Origin of the sequence: Franconibacter daqui, from assembly GCF_014644275.1 — a bacterium.
Lineage (GTDB): Bacteria > Pseudomonadota > Gammaproteobacteria > Enterobacterales > Enterobacteriaceae > Franconibacter > Franconibacter pulveris.
The window spans coordinates 122,210-139,334 of sequence record NZ_BMKJ01000008.1 but is presented as its reverse complement, the minus strand read 5'-3'; the positions used below and the strand labels follow the sequence as shown (position 1 = coordinate 139,334).

The following is a 17,125-nucleotide window of genomic DNA, read 5'->3' as shown; positions in this document are numbered from 1 at the left end:
CGTGCGCCTGATTATCACTATACTGATGGCCTGGTGCCTCAGCCTGGGGGCGTACGCCGCGACGGCCCCCGATGCAAAACAGATAGCCCAGGAACTGGAGCAGGCGAAGGCTGCTAAAGATCAGCCGAATCAGCCGGAAACGGTAGAGACGCTCCAGTCCGCCCTCAACGCGCTTGAGGAGCGTAAAGCCTCCCTCGAGCGCGCCCAGCAGTATCAGGACGTTATCGATAATTTCCCTAAACTATCGCAAACGCTGCGCCAGCAGCTCGGCAGCCTGCGCGATGAGCCCAAAAGCGTGCCTGCGGGCCTGACTACCGACGCGCTCAATCAGGAGATTGTGCAAGTCAGCAGCCAGTTGCTGGATAAAAGCCGTCTGGCGCAACAGGAGCAGGACCGCGCCCGGGAAATCGCCGATTCGTTAAGCCAGTTGCCCCAACAGCAAACCGACGCCCGTCGCCAGTTGAATGAAGTGGAACGCCGCGCCGGCGGCCAGAACGGGGCCAGCGGTCCGCTCGCCCAGGCGCAAAGCCTCGCCGCCCAGGCGGAATCGGCGCGGCTGAAGGCGCTGGTGGATGAACTGGAACTGGCGCAGCTCTCCGCCAGCAACCGTCAGGAGCTTTCGCGCCTGCGCGCGGAACTGGCGCAAAAACAGGCGGAACAGCTGGATGCGTATCTTCAGGCGCTGCGTAATCACCTCAACAACCAGCGGCAGAAAGAGGCGGAACAGGCGCTAGAGAGCACCGAGATGCTCGCTGAAAACAGTGCCAACCTGCCGCCAGAGATCCTCCAGCAGTTTAAAGTCAACCGTGAACTCTCGCAGGCGTTGAACCAGCAGGCGCAGCGCATGGATCTCGTCGCCTCGCAGCAGCGCCAGGCCACCGGACAGACCCTGCAGGTACGCCAGGCATTAACCACGCTTCGCGAGCAGTCGCAATGGTTAGGCGTTTCCAACGTGCTTGGCGAAGCGCTGCGCGCGCAGGTAGCGCGTTTACCCGAAATGCCTAAACCGCAGCAGCTTGATACCGAAATGGCCCAGCTTCGCGTTCACCGCATGCGCTATGAGGATTTGCTGAATAAACAGCCCCAGTTGCGCCAGATCCGTCAGGCGGACGGGCAGCGGCTGACCGCCGAGCAGAACCGTATCCTTGAGGCGCAGCTGCGCACCCAGCGCGAATTGCTCAACTCGCTGCTTCAGGGCGGCGATACGCTGCTGCTGGAATTGACCAAGCTGAAAGTCTCCAATAGCCAGCTTGAGGATGCGCTTAAAGAGGTGAACGAAGCGACGCACCGCTATCTGTTCTGGACCTCGGACGTCAGCCCGCTCACTTTCGCCTGGCCGCTGGAAATCGTGCAGGATCTGCGCCGCCTGATTTCGCTCGATACCTTCGGCCAGCTTGGCAAAGCCGCCATCATGATGGTGACCAGCAAAGAGACGCTGTTGCCGCTTTTCGGCGCGCTGCTGCTGGTAGGCTTTAGCATTAGCTCACGCCGCCATTTTACCGCCTTCCTTGAGCGCTCCAGCGCGAAGGTGGGTAAAGTGACGCAGGACCACTTCCGCCTGACGCTGCGCACCGTTTTCTGGTCAGTACTGGTGGCGTCGCCGCTGCCGGTGCTATGGGCGACGCTCGGTTACGGCCTGCGGGAGGCCTGGCCTTACCCTATCGCCGTGGCGGTCGGGGATGGCGTAACGGCGACGGTTCCGCTGCTGTGGGTGGTCATGATTTGCGCCACCTTTGCCCGCTCCAACGGCCTGTTCATCGTCCACTTCGGCTGGCCGCGCAACCGCGTGGCGCGGGCAATGCGCTATTACCTGATGAGCATCGGCTTCATTGTGCCGCTTATCATGGCGCTCATCATGTTTGATAACCTCAACGACCGGGAGTTTTCCGGCTCGCTTGGGCGACTGTGCTTTGTGCTGATTTGCGGCGCGCTGGTGATAGTCACGCTAAGCCTCAAGCGCGCGGGCATTCCGCTTTACCTTGATAAAGAGGGCAACGGCGATAATTGGGTAAACCGCCTGCTATGGAACCTGATGCTGTGCGCGCCGCTTACCGCTATTCTCGCGGCAGCGGTGGGCTACCTGGCTACGGCGCAGGCGTTGCTGGCGCGTCTGGAAACGTCGGTCGCCATCTGGTTCCTGCTGCTGGTGGTCTATCATATTATCCGCCGCTGGATGTTTATTCAGCGCCGCCGTCTGGCGTTTGATCGCGCCAAGCAACGCCGTGCGGAGATCCTCGCCCAGCGCGCCCGCGGCGAAGAAGAGCCGGTCCAGTCGCACAGCACGGAAGGAACGGCGGAAGTGGAAGTGGCGGAGATCGATCTCGATACCATCAGCGCCCAGTCGCTGCGGCTGGTGCGCTCGATCCTGACGCTTATCGCCCTGCTCTCGGTCATCGTGTTGTGGTCGGAAATTCATTCAGCGTTTGGCTTCCTTGAGAACATCACGCTGTGGGACGTGACCTCCACGGTGAAAGGGGTGGAAAGTCTGGAGCCGATAACGCTCGGCGCGGTGCTTATCGCCATTCTGGTGTTCATCGTCACGACGCAACTGGTGCGTAACCTGCCTGCGCTGCTGGAGCTGGCGCTGCTGCAGCACCTTGAACTGACGCCCGGCACCGGTTACGCCATTACCACTATCACCAAATACCTGCTGATGCTGTTCGGCGGGCTGGTGGGCTTCTCGATGATTGGCATCGAGTGGTCAAAGCTGCAGTGGCTGGTAGCCGCGCTGGGTGTAGGGCTTGGCTTTGGTTTACAGGAGATCTTCGCCAACTTTATCTCCGGCCTGATTATTCTCTTTGAAAAACCGATCCGCATTGGCGATACGGTAACCATTCGCGATTTAACCGGCAGCGTGACGCGCATTAACACCCGCGCCACCACCATCAGCGACTGGGACCGCAAAGAGATCATCGTGCCCAACAAGGCGTTTATCACCGAACAGTTCATCAACTGGTCGCTCTCCGACTCGGTTACCCGCGTGGTGCTGACAGTGCCCGCGCCGGTGGACGCCAACAGCGAAGAGGTCACGCAGTTACTATATCGGGCCGCAGAGAAGTGCAGCTATGTGATAGACAACCCGCCGCCGGAAGTCTTCCTGGTGGATCTGCAACAGGGCATTCAGCTGTTTGAGCTGCGCATCCACGCGGCGGAGATGGGCCACCGCATGCCGCTGCGCCATGAAATCCATCAGCTGATTTTGCAAGGTTTCCGCGAGCACGGCATCGACCTGCCCTTCCCGCCTTTCCAGATGCGTCTCGAAAGCCTGGACGGCAGGCGCACCGCGCGAACCTTCACCTCCGCCGGGAAAACCACCCGCACGCCGGGAAGCTTGTAATAAAAAGGGAGCCAGATGGCTCCCTTTTTTTCGGGCGAATCGACAGACGAAAAGAGTGTGTTGCCGGGCCAGGGTGGGCGTCGTTATTAGCGCTGGAACGCGCCACTTGCGATGCATATTCCCGTCAGCGTTAAGCGCTTATCAGGCCCGGTCCACCGTAAAAGCAATCACCTCAGACAGGCTTTCCGCGCCCAGCGCCAGCATAATCAGGCGGTCAACGCCCAGCGCCACGCCGGAACAGTCCGGCAGGCCCGCTTCCAGCGCGCCCAGCAGGTTATAATCCACCGGCTGCTGTTCCAGCCCGCGCGCTGCGCGCTTGCGGTTATCCTGCTCAAAACGCTGGCGCTGTTCGCGCGCGTCGGTCAGCTCGTGGAAACCGTTCGCCAGCTCAATGCCTTTAAAATAAACCTCGAAACGCTCCGCCACGCGGTGGTCTTCCGTGCTGATCTGCGCCAGCGCCGCCTGGCTTGCCGGGAAATGGTAGACAAAGGCCGGACGCTCTTTACCGATGTGCGGCTCCACGCCCATGGTGAACAGCAACTGCAGCAGCGTATCGCGATCCTCTTCCGTATCGGCGATGTTGCTTAAATCGAGCCTCGCCGCCGCTTCCCGCAGCTGGGTTTTATCCGCCGACAGCGGGTCGATTTCAAGGTGGCGTAAAAATGCCTGCTGATAAGAGAGGCTTTCCGCTGGCTGGCACTCCAGCACCTGCTGCAGCAGGTCATCTACCTCATTCATCAGGCGGTACATATCATAGTGCGGACGATACCACTCCAGCATGGTGAATTCCGGGTTGTGGTGACGCCCCATCTCTTCATTACGGAAGCTGCGGCAAAGCTGGAACACCGGGCCGCAGCCCGCCGCCAGCAAGCGCTTCATGTGGTATTCCGGGCTGGTCATCAGGTAGAGATCGAGCCCCTGCGAATGGCCAGGGCCCACGAAGCGAGTTTTGAACGGGAAAAGGTGAATATCAGTCACCGTCGCCTGGCTCATGCAGGGGGTTTCCACCTCCAGAACGCAGCGGTCCGCAAAAAAACGGCGGATCTCCGCCATGATCGCGGCGCGCTTCAACAGGTTGGGGATGGATGCGCTCGGCTGCCAGCTGGCCGTCTCGCTCATGGTGCTTTTCTCCTAAGACAAACAAGGGCACGAAGTCTACTCGTTACCGCGCCACGAGACAAATTTTGCGCAATAGCGGTATATCCTTCGCCCCTACCCTGAGCTGGATGATAAAAGCCTGCCAGAACGGCAAAAAAATCGATCGGGTCAAATTTCCTTATCATTGGCGCGGTTATACTCGATTACCCACAAAGGAGCAGGGGAATCGTTTCGCAGCGGCGTCAGCTTGTCGTTTTTACTCCCCCTGGGCAGTAACGCGTTGCGAAAAAACCAAAATCTGGAGGAATGTCGTGCAAATCTTTCAAGCCGATCTTGCCGTGATAGGCGCCGGTGGAGCGGGACTTCGTACTGCCATAGCCGCAGCGCAAGCCAATCCCAATGCGAAAATCGCTTTGATTTCTAAAGTTTATCCTATGCGCAGCCACACCGTCGCCGCTGAAGGCGGATCGGCGGCTGTCGCCCAGGATCATGACAGTTTCGATTACCATTTCCACGACACTGTTGCTGGCGGCGACTGGCTCTGCGAGCAGGATGTCGTTGACTACTTCGTGCATCACTGCCCGACGGAGATGACCCAACTGGAGCAGTGGGGCTGCCCCTGGAGCCGCCGCCCGGACGGATCGGTGAATGTGCGCCGCTTCGGCGGCATGAAGATTGAGCGTACCTGGTTCGCTGCGGATAAAACCGGCTTCCATATGCTCCACACTCTCTTCCAGACCTCCCTACAATTTCCGCAAATTCAGCGCTTCGACGAACATTTCGTACTCGACCTGCTGGTTGATGACGGCCAGGCGCGCGGACTGGTAGCGATGAACATGATGGAAGGCCAGCTTGTGCAAATCCGCGCCAATGCGGTGGTGCTGGCCACGGGCGGCGCAGGCCGCGTCTATCGCTACAACACCAACGGCGGCATCGTTACCGGCGACGGAATGGGCATGGCGCTGGCGCATGGCGTACCGCTGCGCGACATGGAATTTGTGCAGTACCACCCCACCGGGCTGCCCGGCTCCGGCATCCTGATGACCGAAGGGTGTCGCGGCGAAGGCGGCATCCTGGTGAATAAAGACGGCTACCGCTACCTGCAGGATTACGGCATGGGCCCGGAAACGCCGCTTGGCGAGCCGAAGAACAAATATATGGAGCTCGGCCCACGCGATAAAGTCTCGCAGGCTTTCTGGCACGAATGGCGCAAGGGCAATACCATCGCCACGCCGCGCGGCGATGTGGTTTATCTCGATTTGCGCCACCTCGGCGAGAAAAAACTGCTGGAGCGGCTGCCGTTTATCTGCGAGCTGGCGAAAGCCTATGTCGGCGTCGACCCGGTAAAAGAACCGATTCCGGTGCGTCCGACGGCTCATTACACCATGGGCGGCATCGAAACCAATCAGCAGTGCGAAACTCGCATCAAGGGGCTCTTTGCCGTAGGGGAATGTTCAAGCGTCGGGCTGCACGGCGCCAACCGCCTTGGCTCTAATTCGCTGGCGGAGCTGGTAGTATTTGGCCGCCTCGCGGGCGAGCAGGCGATGGCCCGGGCGAACGAAGCGCAACCAGCGAACGAGGCAGCGCTTAGCGCGCAGGCCACCGACGTTGAAGGGCGCCTGAAAGCGTTGGTTAATCAGCAGGGCAATGAAAGCTGGGCGAAAATTCGCGATGAGATGGGCCTTTCCATGGAAGAAGGCTGCGGTATTTATCGCACGCCAGAGCTGATGCAGAAAACCATCGACAAGCTTGCCGAGCTGCAAGAGCGCTTTAAGCGCGTTCGCATTACCGACACCTCCAGCGTTTTCAATACCGATCTGCTCTACACCATTGAGCTGGGTCATGGCCTTAACGTCGCCGAATGCATGGCCCATTCCGCCATGGCGCGTAAAGAGTCGCGCGGCGCGCACCAGCGCCTTGATGAAGGTTGTACTGAGCGCGATGACGTCAACTTCCTGAAACATACCCTCGCCTTCCGCAATGCGGACGGTACTACCCGTCTCGACTACAGCGACGTGAAAATCACGACGCTGCCGCCAGCGAAACGCGTTTACGGGGCGGAAGCGGAAGCGGCCGAGAAGAAGGAGCAGGCGAATGGCTGAGATGAAAAACCTGAAAATAGAAGTGGTGCGCTATAACCCGGAAACCGACAGCGCCCCGCACAGCGCGTTTTACGAGGTGCCCTGGGATGAGCAAACGTCATTACTGGACGCATTAGGCTACATCAAAGATAACCTGGCGGCGGACTTAAGCTATCGCTGGTCGTGCCGCATGGCGATTTGCGGCTCCTGCGGCATGATGGTCAACAACGTGCCGAAGCTTGCCTGCAAAACGTTCCTGCGCGACTACCCCGGCGGCATGAAGGTCGAGGCGCTGGCGAACTTCCCTGTAGAGCGCGATTTGGTAGTCGATATGACCCACTTTATCGAAAGCCTCGAAGCGATTAAGCCTTATATCATCGGCAACCCGCGTACGCCGGAGCAAGGTCCGAACACCCAGACGCCGGCGCAGATGGCGAAGTATCACCAGTTCTCAGGCTGCATCAACTGCGGCCTGTGCTACGCCGCTTGCCCGCAGTTCGGCCTGAACCCGGAGTTTATCGGCCCGGCGGCTATTACGCTTGCCCATCGCTATAACCTCGACAGCCGCGATCGCGGCAAAAAGGCGCGCATGGCGCAACTGAACGGCCAGAACGGCGTCTGGACCTGCACCTTCGTCGGCTTCTGCTCAGAAGTGTGCCCGAAACATGTCGACCCGGCCGCCGCCATTCAGCAGGGCAAAGTGGAAAGTTCGAAAGACTTCCTGATTGCCACCCTGAAACCTCGCTAAGGAGCGCTCAATGACGACTAAACGTAAACCTTATGTGCGGACCATGACGCCCACCTGGTGGCAAAAGCTGGGGTTCTATCGCTTTTATATGCTGAGGGAAGGCACGTCCATTCCCACCGTCTGGTTCAGCATTGTGCTGATTTACGGCCTGTTTGCCGTAAAAAACGGCCCGGAATCCTGGGCGTCGTTTGTCGGTTTCCTGCAAAACCCGATTGTGGTGATTTTAAACCTGATAACGCTTGCAGCAGCGCTGCTGCATACCAAAACCTGGTTCGAACTGGCGCCTAAAGCGGCCAATATCATTGTTAAAGACGAAAAGTTGGGCCCGGAGCCGGTAATAAAAGGGTTATGGGCGGCAGCCGCCGTCGTGACCGTTGTGGTTCTGTTTGTCGCCCTGTTCTGGTAAGGAGAAAGCCGTGATAAATTCCAACCCGAAACGTTCCGACGAGCCGGTCTTCTGGGGACTGTTTGGCGCAGGCGGCATGTGGGGCGCCCTTTTTGCGCCGGTTATCGTGCTGCTGGTCGGCATCCTGCTGCCGCTCGGTCTCTATCCGGGCGAGGCGTTAAGTTATGATCGCGTGCTGGCGTTCGCCCAGAGTTTTATCGGCCGCCTGTTTATCTTCCTGATGATTGTTCTGCCGCTGTGGTGCGGATTACACCGCATCCATCACGGCATGCACGACCTGAAAATCCATGTGCCGAGCGGCAAATGGGTATTCTATGGTCTCGCCGCCATCCTGACGGTGGTGACGTTAATTGGGGTCATTACGCTTTGAAAAGCCCTTAGCAAAAAAGCCTGCCGGTCGGCGGGCTTTTTTTATGCGCGGCGTCATCCTTTTCGCCTCTGTTCGTCGCCGCAGCCATAAGCAAAAACTTCCCGCCCCTTCTACACTTAGCAAAAAAGGTCAAAAGGAATGCGTTATGAGACTTCTGCCCATCGTTACCACCGCCGCCGTTGCGTTTCTGGTCGTCGCCTGTAGTACCCCAACGCCTCCCCGCGGCGTTACCGTTGTCGAAAACTTTAACTCCACCCGCTATCTTGGAAAATGGTATGAAATCGCCCGTTTTGATCACCGCTTTGAACGGGGACTTGAACAAGTGACCGCAACCTACAGCCTGCGCGAAGATGGCGGCCTGAACGTCGTCAACCGCGGCTATAACGTTGATCGCGGTATGTGGCAGGAAACCGACGGACGAGCCTACTTTACCGGCAGCCCCAATCGCGCCGCGCTGAAAGTTTCGTTTTTTGGCCCCTTCTATGGCGGCTATAACGTGATCGCGCTGGATAAAGATTACCAGCATGCGCTGGTGTGCGGGCCGAATCGCGACTATCTGTGGATACTGTCCCGAACGCCGACCATCAACCCGCAGGTAAAACAGCAAATGCTGGATGCCGCGACCCGGCAGGGTTTTGCCGTGGAAAAATTGCTGTGGATAAAGCAGAAACCGGTTTAATGCGTACTGAATTTTAGCCCTACAATTCCCACGACTATCAGCGCGAGGCTCGCGATACGGGCGAGACTCGCCGATTCCCCTAACAGCACGATGCCAGCGATGGCGGCGCCAACCGCGCCAATCCCTGTCCAGACCGCATAAGCGGTGCCAGTAGGCAGCGTTTTCATAGCAAATGACAGCAAAACAATGCTGATAATCATTGAGGTGATAGTAATCAGGCTCGGCAGCAGCCGGGTAAAACCGTGCGTGTATTTCAGGCCGACAGCCCAGACCACTTCAAGCAGACCAGCGATAAGAAGAATAAGCCAGGACATAAAGATGACTCCCGTTCATGCTGGGGTCGTCCCCGATCCATAAGACGCGCTTACGGGTCGTCCCGTAAGGCCAGTTGAAAAACGTATAGATGATCCCTCTGCCAGCGCAGAAAAGCAACCCACCCGACTGAATTTCGGTTAAGAACAAGATTTTAGATAAGAAACGCGTTAAGCGCAGAAATAGGCGTCATAGTGCCCGTAGATCCACGATTTATCGCCGTTAAATCCTCTTATGATGGTTATTCAGTGACCTCTTGTCCGACCCCCTGATTACGAAGCTAACCATGTATAAAATTTTACTCATTGACCACTGTTATTTTAGCCGTCTTGGCATGGTGGGCTGGCTCAATCACTCTGAGTACTTTGAAGCGCCTTTTGCGATCACAGCAACAGATCACCTTCTGCGCGCAAGGGAGTACATACTGCAATGGCAGCCCGATCTGGTTGTGGCCGACCTGCATAGTTTTATGTCGGATATTCATCACATCAGTCAGCTTTCTTCTATTTTCGCCGCCTGCGGTAAATACACCCGCCTGTTATTGCTGCAAAGCGGCACGTCAGAAGCGCTGGAACATTATTGCGAAACGCATAAGCCATGGAAGACGGTCGAAAAGTCTATCCCGCTTGGCAATTTGCAAACCGTTATTGAAGAGGCGATGCAAACGCAGCCGCTAACGCGTGAAGCTCGCACCGTAACGTCTCTGCTCACCTTGCGTGAAGAGCGAATTTTAAAATGGTGGACGGACGGAATCGCAAATGAAGTGATTGCCCGCAATATGGGGATCGCGGTTAAGACGGTTTACACCTACAAGCGGAATATTCGCATGAAGCTCGGCGTGGATAACCGCTTCTCGCTGTTTGTTCCGCAGCAGGAACTGCGGGTGGAATAAACGGTACGGCACAGTCAGCCGTACCGCCTACTGAGATTACTGCTGGGCTTTAGTGGCCGCGCCGGAAATTGCGCTGCCGCCGCTCTGAATATCTTCGCCCACGCCGCGAGTGGTGTTGCAGGCAGTCAGCAGAGAAGAAAGCACCAGTGCAGAAAAGAGCGCCGCCATTGTTTTCTTAGCCATAATTTCTTCCTTTTGTTACCAATGTTGTTTGTGTATAGCCACTTAAGCATAGACAAATTCCCGGAAAGCGACGGGAAAGGAGAAATTTTTAGGAGAATTAGAGGCTAGCGGGCAGCGCGTTCTATCGCATTGCCAAGTTGCTGCACATCTTCACCGATACCGCGCGCGGTGTTGCAGCCGCTCAGAAGCGCGCCGGAGAAGAGCGCCAGAAGAAGATAGCTAATAAAGGGTTTCATCGGTTTGCCATCCCTGAAGCAACGGTGTGGCGGACGCCACACCGCATAGCGAACGTGAACTTATTTCACGCGAGATACGTATTCGCCAGAGCGGGTATCTACTTTAATCACTTCGCCAATCTGTACGAACAGCGGCACTTTCACCACAGCGCCAGTGGACAGGGTAGCAGGTTTGCCGCCGGTGCCTGCGGTATCGCCTTTCAGACCCGGATCGGTATCAACGATTTCCAGTTCAACGAAGTTCGGCGGCGTAACGGAGATAGGCTGGCCGTTCCACAGGGTCACGATGCACTCAGCCTGATCCAGCAGCCATTTCGCGTTGTCGCCTACGGCTTTGGCGTCAGCAGCCAGCTGCTCGAAGGTTTCGTTGTTCATGAAGTGCCAGAACTCACCGTCGTTGTAGAGGTAAGTCAGGTTCATATCCACAACGTCTGCGCCTTCGGCGGAGTCGGTGGATTTGAAGGTTTTTTCGAGGCGGGAACCTGTCAGCAGACGGCGCAGCTTAACGCGCGCGAACGCCTGACCTTTACCCGGTTTCACGAATTCGCTGGATTCAACGGCGTAAGGTTCGCCATCCAACATGATTTTAAGACCGGCACGAAAATCGTTGCTAGAATAAGTCGCCATAAGGCCCTCTGAAATTGTTAACTGGTAGCTAAGCCACAAAATGGCGCATATTGTAACCCTAAATCCCCCATCCAGAGAAGATTGGTTATCGCAACTTGCCGATGTTGTTACCGATCCCGATGAGCTGCTTCAGCTTCTGAATATTGATACAAACGCCGAACTGCAGGCCGGACGAGACGCCCGTCGTCTGTTTGCGCTGCGCGTGCCGCGCGCGTTTATCGCCCGCATGGAGAAGGGAAACCCCAACGATCCGCTTTTGCGTCAGGTACTTACTTCACGCGAAGAGTTCATCGCCGCGCCCGGCTTCTCCACCGATCCGTTGGAAGAGCAGCACAGCGTGGTGCCGGGACTGCTGCATAAATACCGCAATCGCGCCCTGCTGCTGGTAAAAGGCGGCTGCGCGGTAAATTGCCGTTACTGCTTCCGCCGCCATTTCCCCTATGCGGATAACCAGGGCAACAAGCGTAACTGGCAGGCGGCGCTGGATTACATCGCCGCACACCCGGAACTTGATGAGATAATCTTTTCCGGCGGCGATCCGCTGATGGCGAAAGACAGGGAGCTGGACTGGCTGATAGCTGGCCTGGAGGCTATCCCGCATATCAAAAGGCTGCGCATTCACAGCCGTCTGCCGATAGTCATTCCGGCGCGTATTACCGATGAGCTGACAGCGCGGCTTGAACGTTCCTCGCTTCAGGTATTGCTGGTCAACCATATTAACCACGCCCGCGAGATTGATGAGGAATTTCGCGGCGCGATGGCGCGGTTGCGCAAAGCGGGCGTGACGCTGCTAAACCAGAGCGTGCTGCTGCGGGGAGTAAACGATAGCGCCCCGACACTTGCCGAGCTCAGCAACGCGCTGTTCGATGCGGGCGTGATGCCCTATTACCTGCATGTGCTGGATAAAGTGCAGGGCGCAGCGCATTTCATGGTCAGCGATGAAGAAGCCCGACGCATTATGCGCGAACTGCTGACGCTGGTTTCTGGTTATATGGTGCCGAAGCTTGCCCGCGAGATTGGCGGCGAGCCGAGCAAAACGCCGCTGGATTTGCAGCTGCGCCAGAACTGATGTAGCCAGATGAAGAGAGGATGGCGGTACTGACGCTTAGCCACCCTGCCTCGTGCAGATAGGCTGTTTTTACAAAGCGGGTAAGCGCACCCGCCCTTTTCAACAACGCTTACTCGCCGCAACGCCCGATCAGTTCGGGCACTTATAGACCTGGCCGGTCATTTTGCTGGCGGTCGGCACAAAGCTTGAAAGCAGGTTCTGCGTTGGGCTGCTTACGCCGTAAACCACATTGCCGCCCATCTGCGCAGCTTTATTGCGCAGATCGTTTGCCGCGCCGCGCATTGAGCCGCCTTCTTCTCCCTGTTGGCCGGAGAGCCAGTTGCTCTGTTCGCCGGTAGCGCTGCCGACCAGCTGGCATTCATTACCAGGCTTATCTTCCACAAAGCGAACGCTCTGACCCGCCGCTGTCAGCTGATTGCTGGAGCTACACCCTGCCAGCAGCAGTGCTGCCACAACCATTCCTGCTGAGACTTTCACGCGCATGTTATTCCTCGTTATCAGTGTGCTGGACACAGTCTGCCCGGTAAGACCTTATACTAAAAAGATGACCAAAAGAAAAACCCCCGACCATTTCTGGTACGGGGGTTCTCTTATTTCTGGGGGTCGCCCGTCATACACGACGGGCGAAGGCGATTACATCATGCCGCCCATGCCGCCCATACCGGCAGCGCCTAAGTCGGCTTTATCTTCTTTCGGCAGGTCGGTCACCATGCATTCGGTGGTGATCATCAGGCCCGCTACGGAAGAAGCGTACTGCAGCGCAGAACGGGTGACTTTGGTCGGATCCAGAATACCCATGTCGATCATATTGCCGTATTCTTCGGTCGCCGCGTTGTAACCGTAGTTACCGTCGCCCGCTTTCACGTTGTTCGCCACAACAGACGGCTCTTCACCGGCGTTGGAAACGATCTGACGCAGCGGCGCTTCCATTGCGCGCAGCGCAACTTTGATACCTACGTTCTGGTCTTCGTTCTGGCCAGTCAGCGCAGCCAGTTTAGCCGCTACGCGCACCAGCGCCACGCCGCCACCGGCAACCACGCCTTCTTCCACCGCAGCACGGGTAGCGTGCAGGGCGTCTTCAACGCGCGCTTTCTTCTCTTTCATTTCGACTTCAGTCGCAGCGCCTACTTTGATTACCGCAACGCCGCCTGCCAGTTTCGCTACGCGCTCCTGCAGTTTTTCACGGTCGTAATCAGAGGTTGCTTCTTCGATCTGCTGACGAATCTGACCAACGCGGCCCTGGATTGCTGCTTCGTCGCCCACGCCATCGATGATGGTGGTGGTGTCTTTGTTGATAACCACGCGTTTCGCCTGGCCCAGGTCTTCCAGCGTCGCTTTTTCCAGCTCCATACCGATCTCTTCAGAGATAACGGTACCGCCAGTCAGGATAGCGATATCCTGCAGCATCGCTTTACGACGGTCGCCGAAGCCCGGCGCTTTCACCGCAGCGACTTTCACGATGCCGCGCATGGTGTTAACCACCAGGGTCGCCAGCGCTTCGCCTTCAACGTCTTCAGCCACGATAACCAGCGGTTTGCCGGCTTTCGCAACGGCTTCCAACACCGGCAGCATTTCGCGGATGTTAGAGATTTTCTTATCAGCCAGCAGGATGAACGGGCTTTCCAGTTCTACTGCGCCAGTTTCCGGCTTGTTGATGAAGTACGGAGAGAGGTAGCCGCGATCGAACTGCATACCTTCAACCACGTCCAGCTCGTCCTGCAGACCGGTGCCTTCTTCAACGGTGATAACGCCTTCTTTGCCCACTTTCTCCATGGCTTCCGCGATCAGGGTGCCTACGGTTTCGTCGGAGTTAGCGGAGATGGTGCCTACCTGAGCGATAGCTTTAGAGTCGGAGCACGGCACAGAGAGCGCTTTCAGCTCTTCAACCGCCGCCAGCACTGCTTTGTCGATGCCGCGCTTGAGATCCATCGGGTTCATACCCGCCGCTACTGCTTTCAGGCCTTCGTTCACAATAGCCTGCGCCAGAACGGTTGCCGTGGTGGTGCCGTCGCCTGCCGCGTCATTCGCTTTGGAGGCCACTTCTTTCACCATCTGGGCGCCCATGTTCTCGAATTTGTCTTCGAGTTCGATTTCACGAGCAACGGATACGCCGTCTTTGGTGATAGTCGGTGCGCCGAAGGATTTATCCAGCACCACGTTACGGCCTTTCGGGCCCAGGGTAACTTTCACTGCATCTGCCAGCACGTTTACGCCGCGCAGCATTTTCACACGAGCGTCGCTACCGAATTTTACGTCTTTAGCTGCCATATCTTTTTTCCCTTAAATTCGTACGTTCAGTTAGTCGCGCGTGAAATTACGCTTCAACAATTGCCAGAATGTCGCTTTCGGACATGATCAGCACTTCCTGATCGTCCAGCTTCTCGGTTTTCACACCATAGCCATCATTGAAAATCACGATGTCGCCCACTTTCACATCCAGCGGCTTCACTTCGCCATTTTCAAGGATGCGGCCATTGCCAACAGCCAGCACTTCGCCGCGGGTGGATTTGCCCGCCGCGGAGCCGGTCAGAACGATGCCGCCAGCAGATTTGGATTCAACTTCTTTACGCTTGACGATCACACGATCATGCAATGGACGAATATTCATTGATAGCTCTCCTTTGAGAAAGTCCGTATCAGTTATGGGTTAGGCCGAAGCACGTATGCTCGCGGCTGGTGCCCTGAGAGATGGGGATGGGGTTTTCCCCCTTCAAGGGGGAAAATAAAAATTTTTTCGCTTTTTTATCGATCATCGCGATCGCGCTCTTCCAGACGCTTCGGCCCTTCGTCCTTACGCTGGTATTCGCCATCGAAAGTATTGCCGCCGCCCGCGCCCGCGCTAAAACCGCCGCCCGGCATGCGGCTAAAGCGCAAGTGGGGAAGCAGTTTCAGCGTCAGGTGTTTTTGCACCGGCGGCAGCAGCAGCAACAGGCCGAGGAAGTCTGTGAAGAAGCCGGGTAACAATAGCAGGAAACCGGCGATGATAAGCGAAACGCTTTTTACCATTTCCGCCGCCGGGCTTTCGCCCGCCGCCATTTTCTCCTGCATCAGCAGAAAGTTTTTCAGCCCCTGGTTGCGCACCAGCGACATGCCGATAACTGAAGTGAAGATAACCAGCACCAGCGTCAGGAAAACGCCCAACGCATGCGCGACCTGAATAAAGAGAGATATCTCAATGTAAACATAGAGAAAAATAGCAATAAAGGGTATCCAGCGCACCGGCACCTCCTGTTCTGGCGAACGCCGTTCAGCGGTCGCAAATAAACGTTTTTTCAGCAGATTAGTCAGAGATGGAGGCGCGGTAGCCAACATTCAATCGCTTTGCCGCGATATTTTTCTCGAAATTAATAAGCGGTGATGCATTTCACAGATTAATAATTGTTATGTCCCGTCGGCGACAATAAGTGATCCAGATTACGGCTTTTCGCTATCATCAGCATATCATCACGGGCACCAGGCCAAATGAGGCTAAAAATGTTGGTCATCGCGGCTCCATAACCACATATCTCCTGCGTGTTTGGTGCAAACTTAGTCAGATTAAGCAAAGAAGGTTCACATGTTAAACAACATTCGTATCGAAGAAGATTTGTTGGGTACCAGGGAAGTTCCAGCGGACGCTTATTACGGCGTTCATACTCTGCGTGCGATTGAAAACTTTTACATCAGCAACAACAAAATCAGCGACATTCCGGAATTTGTGCGCGGCATGGTAATGGTCAAAAAAGCCGCCGCCATGGCGAACAAAGAGTTGCAAACCATTCCGAAAAGCATCGCCAACGCCATTATTGCTGCCTGTGATGAAGTGCTAAACAATGGCAAGTGCATGGATCAATTCCCGGTAGACGTTTACCAGGGCGGCGCAGGCACTTCCGTCAACATGAACACCAACGAAGTGCTGGCCAATATCGGGCTGGAGCTGATGGGTCACCAGAAAGGCGAATACCAGTATCTGAACCCGAACGACCATGTGAACAAGTGCCAGTCCACCAACGACGCTTACCCGACCGGCTTCCGTATTGCGGTATACGCCTCCATCGTGAAGCTGGTAGACGCCATCAACCAGCTGGGCGAAGGTTTTCAGCGCAAAGCGGTAGAGTTTGAAAAAATCCTGAAAATGGGCCGCACCCAGTTGCAGGACGCAGTGCCGATGACGCTGGGCCAGGAATTCCATGCGTTTACCGTGCTGCTGAACGAAGAGACCAAAAACCTGCTGCGCACCGCGGAGCTGCTGCTGGAAGTGAACCTTGGCGCCACCGCTATCGGCACGCGTCTTAACACACCGGACGGCTATCAACACCTGGCGGTGCAGAAGCTGGCGGAAGTGAGCAACCTGCCGGTGGTGCCGGCGGAAGACCTGATTGAAGCCACCTCCGACTGCGGCGCTTACGTGATGGTGCATAGCTCGCTGAAACGCCTGGCGGTTAAGCTGTCGAAAATTTGTAACGACCTGCGCCTGCTCTCTTCCGGTCCGCGCGCGGGCCTGAATGAAATCAATCTGCCGGAACTCCAGGCAGGTTCCTCCATCATGCCGGCGAAAGTGAACCCGGTCGTGCCGGAAGTGGTAAATCAGGTTTGTTTTAAAGTTATCGGCAACGACACCACGGTAACCATGGCGTCTGAAGCGGGTCAGCTGCAGCTCAACGTCATGGAGCCGGTTATCGGCCAGGCGATGTTCGAATCTATCCACATCCTGACCAATGCCTGCTACAACCTGCTGGAGAAATGCGTCAACGGCATCACCGCCAATAAAGAAGTGTGCGAAGGTTACGTTTATAACTCCATCGGTATCGTGACTTATCTCAACCCGTTCATCGGCCACCACAACGGCGATATCGTCGGCAAGATTTGCGCCATGACCGGCAAGAGCGTACGGGAAGTGGTGCTGGAGCGCGGCCTGCTGACCGAAGCGGAGCTCGACGATATCTTCTCGGTGCATAACCTCATGCACCCGGTTTACAAAGCCAAACGGTATACCGATGAAAGCGAACAGTAATCCCTATTCAGGGTAAACTTACAAAGGCACGTCCATTAAGGACGTGCCTTTTTCGTTTTCAGGGGCTACGAAAACACAACAAATTTTTATCAAC

At 56.4% G+C, this 17,125-nt stretch carries 18 protein-coding genes; 9 read left to right on the top strand and 9 right to left on the bottom strand.

Going from position 1 to position 17,125, the window contains the following annotated elements:
* The first annotated feature begins 1 nt into the window (after position 1).
* Positions 2-3,337: a miniconductance mechanosensitive channel MscM gene (gene mscM, locus IEX01_RS20300; RefSeq protein WP_188724442.1), complete on the top strand. Its 3,336-nt coding sequence runs from the start codon at positions 2-4 to the stop codon at positions 3,335-3,337.
* 141 nt (positions 3,338-3,478) lie between these two features.
* On the opposite strand, the gene epmA is transcribed toward mscM, so the two are convergent.
* On the bottom strand, positions 3,479-4,456 hold the full coding sequence (gene epmA, locus IEX01_RS20295; protein WP_024557228.1) for an elongation factor P--(R)-beta-lysine ligase: 978 nt from the start codon (positions 4,454-4,456) through the stop codon (positions 3,479-3,481).
* Positions 4,457-4,746: 290 nt separating this feature from the next.
* On the opposite strand from epmA, the gene frdA reads away from it, so the two are divergent.
* From frdA to IEX01_RS20270, 5 genes are all read left to right on the top strand, one after another.
* Positions 4,747-6,537, top strand: coding sequence for a fumarate reductase (quinol) flavoprotein subunit (gene frdA, locus IEX01_RS20290; protein ID WP_024557229.1), 1,791 nt, complete (start codon positions 4,747-4,749; stop codon positions 6,535-6,537).
* On the top strand, positions 6,530-7,264 hold the full coding sequence (locus IEX01_RS20285) for a succinate dehydrogenase/fumarate reductase iron-sulfur subunit (RefSeq protein WP_024557230.1): 735 nt from the start codon (positions 6,530-6,532) through the stop codon (positions 7,262-7,264). Before frdA ends, IEX01_RS20285 begins: the two co-directional genes overlap by 8 nt.
* Before the next feature lie 10 nt (positions 7,265-7,274).
* Positions 7,275-7,670 (top strand): fumarate reductase subunit FrdC, encoded by a 396-nt coding sequence (gene frdC, locus IEX01_RS20280; protein WP_024557231.1) that lies wholly within the window; start codon positions 7,275-7,277, stop codon positions 7,668-7,670.
* Positions 7,671-7,680: 10 nt separating this feature from the next.
* A complete protein-coding gene (gene frdD, locus IEX01_RS20275; protein WP_024557232.1) occupies positions 7,681-8,040 on the top strand; it encodes a fumarate reductase subunit FrdD in 360 nt (119 codons plus the stop codon).
* A 145-nt stretch (positions 8,041-8,185) separates the two neighbouring features.
* The gene (locus tag IEX01_RS20270) at positions 8,186-8,719 is read left to right on the top strand and encodes a lipocalin family protein (RefSeq protein ID WP_024557233.1); all 534 of its coding nucleotides are present in this window, start codon (positions 8,186-8,188) and stop codon (positions 8,717-8,719) included.
* Here the strand turns inward: IEX01_RS20270 and sugE are convergent.
* The gene (gene sugE, locus IEX01_RS20265; protein ID WP_024557234.1) at positions 8,716-9,033 is read right to left on the bottom strand and encodes a quaternary ammonium compound efflux SMR transporter SugE; all 318 of its coding nucleotides are present in this window, start codon (positions 9,031-9,033) and stop codon (positions 8,716-8,718) included. The two genes, IEX01_RS20270 and sugE, sit on opposite strands and share 4 nt — an antisense overlap.
* Before the next feature lie 284 nt (positions 9,034-9,317).
* On the opposite strand from sugE, the gene IEX01_RS20260 reads away from it, so the two are divergent.
* On the top strand, positions 9,318-9,923 hold the full coding sequence (locus IEX01_RS20260; RefSeq protein WP_024557235.1) for a helix-turn-helix transcriptional regulator: 606 nt from the start codon (positions 9,318-9,320) through the stop codon (positions 9,921-9,923).
* A gap of 36 nt (positions 9,924-9,959) precedes the next feature.
* Here IEX01_RS20260 and ecnB read toward each other — a convergent pair whose 3' ends face one another.
* The 3 genes from ecnB to efp all read right to left on the bottom strand — a co-directional run bounded on the left by ecnB (position 9,960) and on the right by efp (position 10,969).
* The gene (ecnB, locus tag IEX01_RS20255; protein ID WP_024553405.1) at positions 9,960-10,106 is read right to left on the bottom strand and encodes a lipoprotein toxin entericidin B; all 147 of its coding nucleotides are present in this window, start codon (positions 10,104-10,106) and stop codon (positions 9,960-9,962) included.
* Between the two features lie 104 nt (positions 10,107-10,210).
* Positions 10,211-10,342, bottom strand: coding sequence for an entericidin A/B family lipoprotein (locus IEX01_RS20250; protein ID WP_188724441.1), 132 nt, complete (start codon positions 10,340-10,342; stop codon positions 10,211-10,213).
* A gap of 60 nt (positions 10,343-10,402) precedes the next feature.
* Positions 10,403-10,969: an elongation factor P gene (gene efp / locus IEX01_RS20245; protein WP_024557236.1), complete on the bottom strand. Its 567-nt coding sequence runs from the start codon at positions 10,967-10,969 to the stop codon at positions 10,403-10,405.
* A 40-nt stretch (positions 10,970-11,009) separates the two neighbouring features.
* Between efp and epmB the strand changes: the two genes are divergently transcribed.
* Positions 11,010-12,038: an EF-P beta-lysylation protein EpmB gene (gene epmB, locus IEX01_RS20240; RefSeq protein WP_024560640.1), complete on the top strand. Its 1,029-nt coding sequence runs from the start codon at positions 11,010-11,012 to the stop codon at positions 12,036-12,038.
* A 129-nt stretch (positions 12,039-12,167) separates the two neighbouring features.
* On the opposite strand, the gene IEX01_RS20235 is transcribed toward epmB, so the two are convergent.
* The 4 genes from IEX01_RS20235 to IEX01_RS20220 form a co-directional block, all read right to left on the bottom strand.
* Positions 12,168-12,521 (bottom strand): DUF4156 domain-containing protein, encoded by a 354-nt coding sequence (locus tag IEX01_RS20235; RefSeq protein ID WP_029696937.1) that lies wholly within the window; start codon positions 12,519-12,521, stop codon positions 12,168-12,170.
* Between the two features lie 150 nt (positions 12,522-12,671).
* A complete protein-coding gene (groL, locus tag IEX01_RS20230) occupies positions 12,672-14,306 on the bottom strand; it encodes a chaperonin GroEL (RefSeq protein WP_188724440.1) in 1,635 nt (544 codons plus the stop codon).
* Between the two features lie 46 nt (positions 14,307-14,352).
* The gene (locus IEX01_RS20225; RefSeq protein ID WP_024553409.1) at positions 14,353-14,646 is read right to left on the bottom strand and encodes a co-chaperone GroES; all 294 of its coding nucleotides are present in this window, start codon (positions 14,644-14,646) and stop codon (positions 14,353-14,355) included.
* Positions 14,647-14,780: 134 nt separating this feature from the next.
* Entirely contained in the window at positions 14,781-15,257 is a 477-nt protein-coding gene (locus tag IEX01_RS20220) for an FxsA family protein (protein ID WP_024557240.1), read from the bottom strand.
* A gap of 337 nt (positions 15,258-15,594) precedes the next feature.
* Here IEX01_RS20220 and aspA point away from each other — a divergent pair, with 337 nt between their 5' ends.
* A complete protein-coding gene (gene aspA, locus IEX01_RS20215) occupies positions 15,595-17,031 on the top strand; it encodes an aspartate ammonia-lyase (RefSeq protein WP_024557241.1) in 1,437 nt (478 codons plus the stop codon).
* The last annotated feature ends 94 nt before the right edge of the window (positions 17,032-17,125 follow it).

Excerpts from the sequence above, each read along its gene's own strand:
- epmA (WP_024557228.1), bottom strand. The coding sequence starts at position 4,456 with ATGAGCGAGACGGCCAGCTGGCAGCCGAGCGCATCCATCCCCAACCTG.
- IEX01_RS20285 (WP_024557230.1), top strand. The coding sequence starts at position 6,530 with ATGGCTGAGATGAAAAACCTGAAAATAGAAGTGGTGCGCTATAACCCG.
- frdC (WP_024557231.1), top strand. The coding sequence starts at position 7,275 with ATGACGACTAAACGTAAACCTTATGTGCGGACCATGACGCCCACCTGG.
- IEX01_RS20270 (WP_024557233.1), top strand. The coding sequence starts at position 8,186 with ATGAGACTTCTGCCCATCGTTACCACCGCCGCCGTTGCGTTTCTGGTC.
- sugE (WP_024557234.1), bottom strand. The coding sequence starts at position 9,033 with ATGTCCTGGCTTATTCTTCTTATCGCTGGTCTGCTTGAAGTGGTCTGG.
- IEX01_RS20260 (WP_024557235.1), top strand. The coding sequence starts at position 9,318 with ATGTATAAAATTTTACTCATTGACCACTGTTATTTTAGCCGTCTTGGC.
- ecnB (WP_024553405.1), bottom strand. The coding sequence starts at position 10,106 with ATGGCTAAGAAAACAATGGCGGCGCTCTTTTCTGCACTGGTGCTTTCT.
- IEX01_RS20250 (WP_188724441.1), bottom strand. The coding sequence starts at position 10,342 with ATGAAACCCTTTATTAGCTATCTTCTTCTGGCGCTCTTCTCCGGCGCG.
- efp (WP_024557236.1), bottom strand. The coding sequence starts at position 10,969 with ATGGCGACTTATTCTAGCAACGATTTTCGTGCCGGTCTTAAAATCATG.
- epmB (WP_024560640.1), top strand. The coding sequence starts at position 11,010 with ATGGCGCATATTGTAACCCTAAATCCCCCATCCAGAGAAGATTGGTTA.
- IEX01_RS20235 (WP_029696937.1), bottom strand. The coding sequence starts at position 12,521 with ATGCGCGTGAAAGTCTCAGCAGGAATGGTTGTGGCAGCACTGCTGCTG.
- groL (WP_188724440.1), bottom strand. The coding sequence starts at position 14,306 with ATGGCAGCTAAAGACGTAAAATTCGGTAGCGACGCTCGTGTGAAAATG.
- IEX01_RS20225 (WP_024553409.1), bottom strand. The coding sequence starts at position 14,646 with ATGAATATTCGTCCATTGCATGATCGTGTGATCGTCAAGCGTAAAGAA.
- aspA (WP_024557241.1), top strand. The coding sequence starts at position 15,595 with ATGTTAAACAACATTCGTATCGAAGAAGATTTGTTGGGTACCAGGGAA.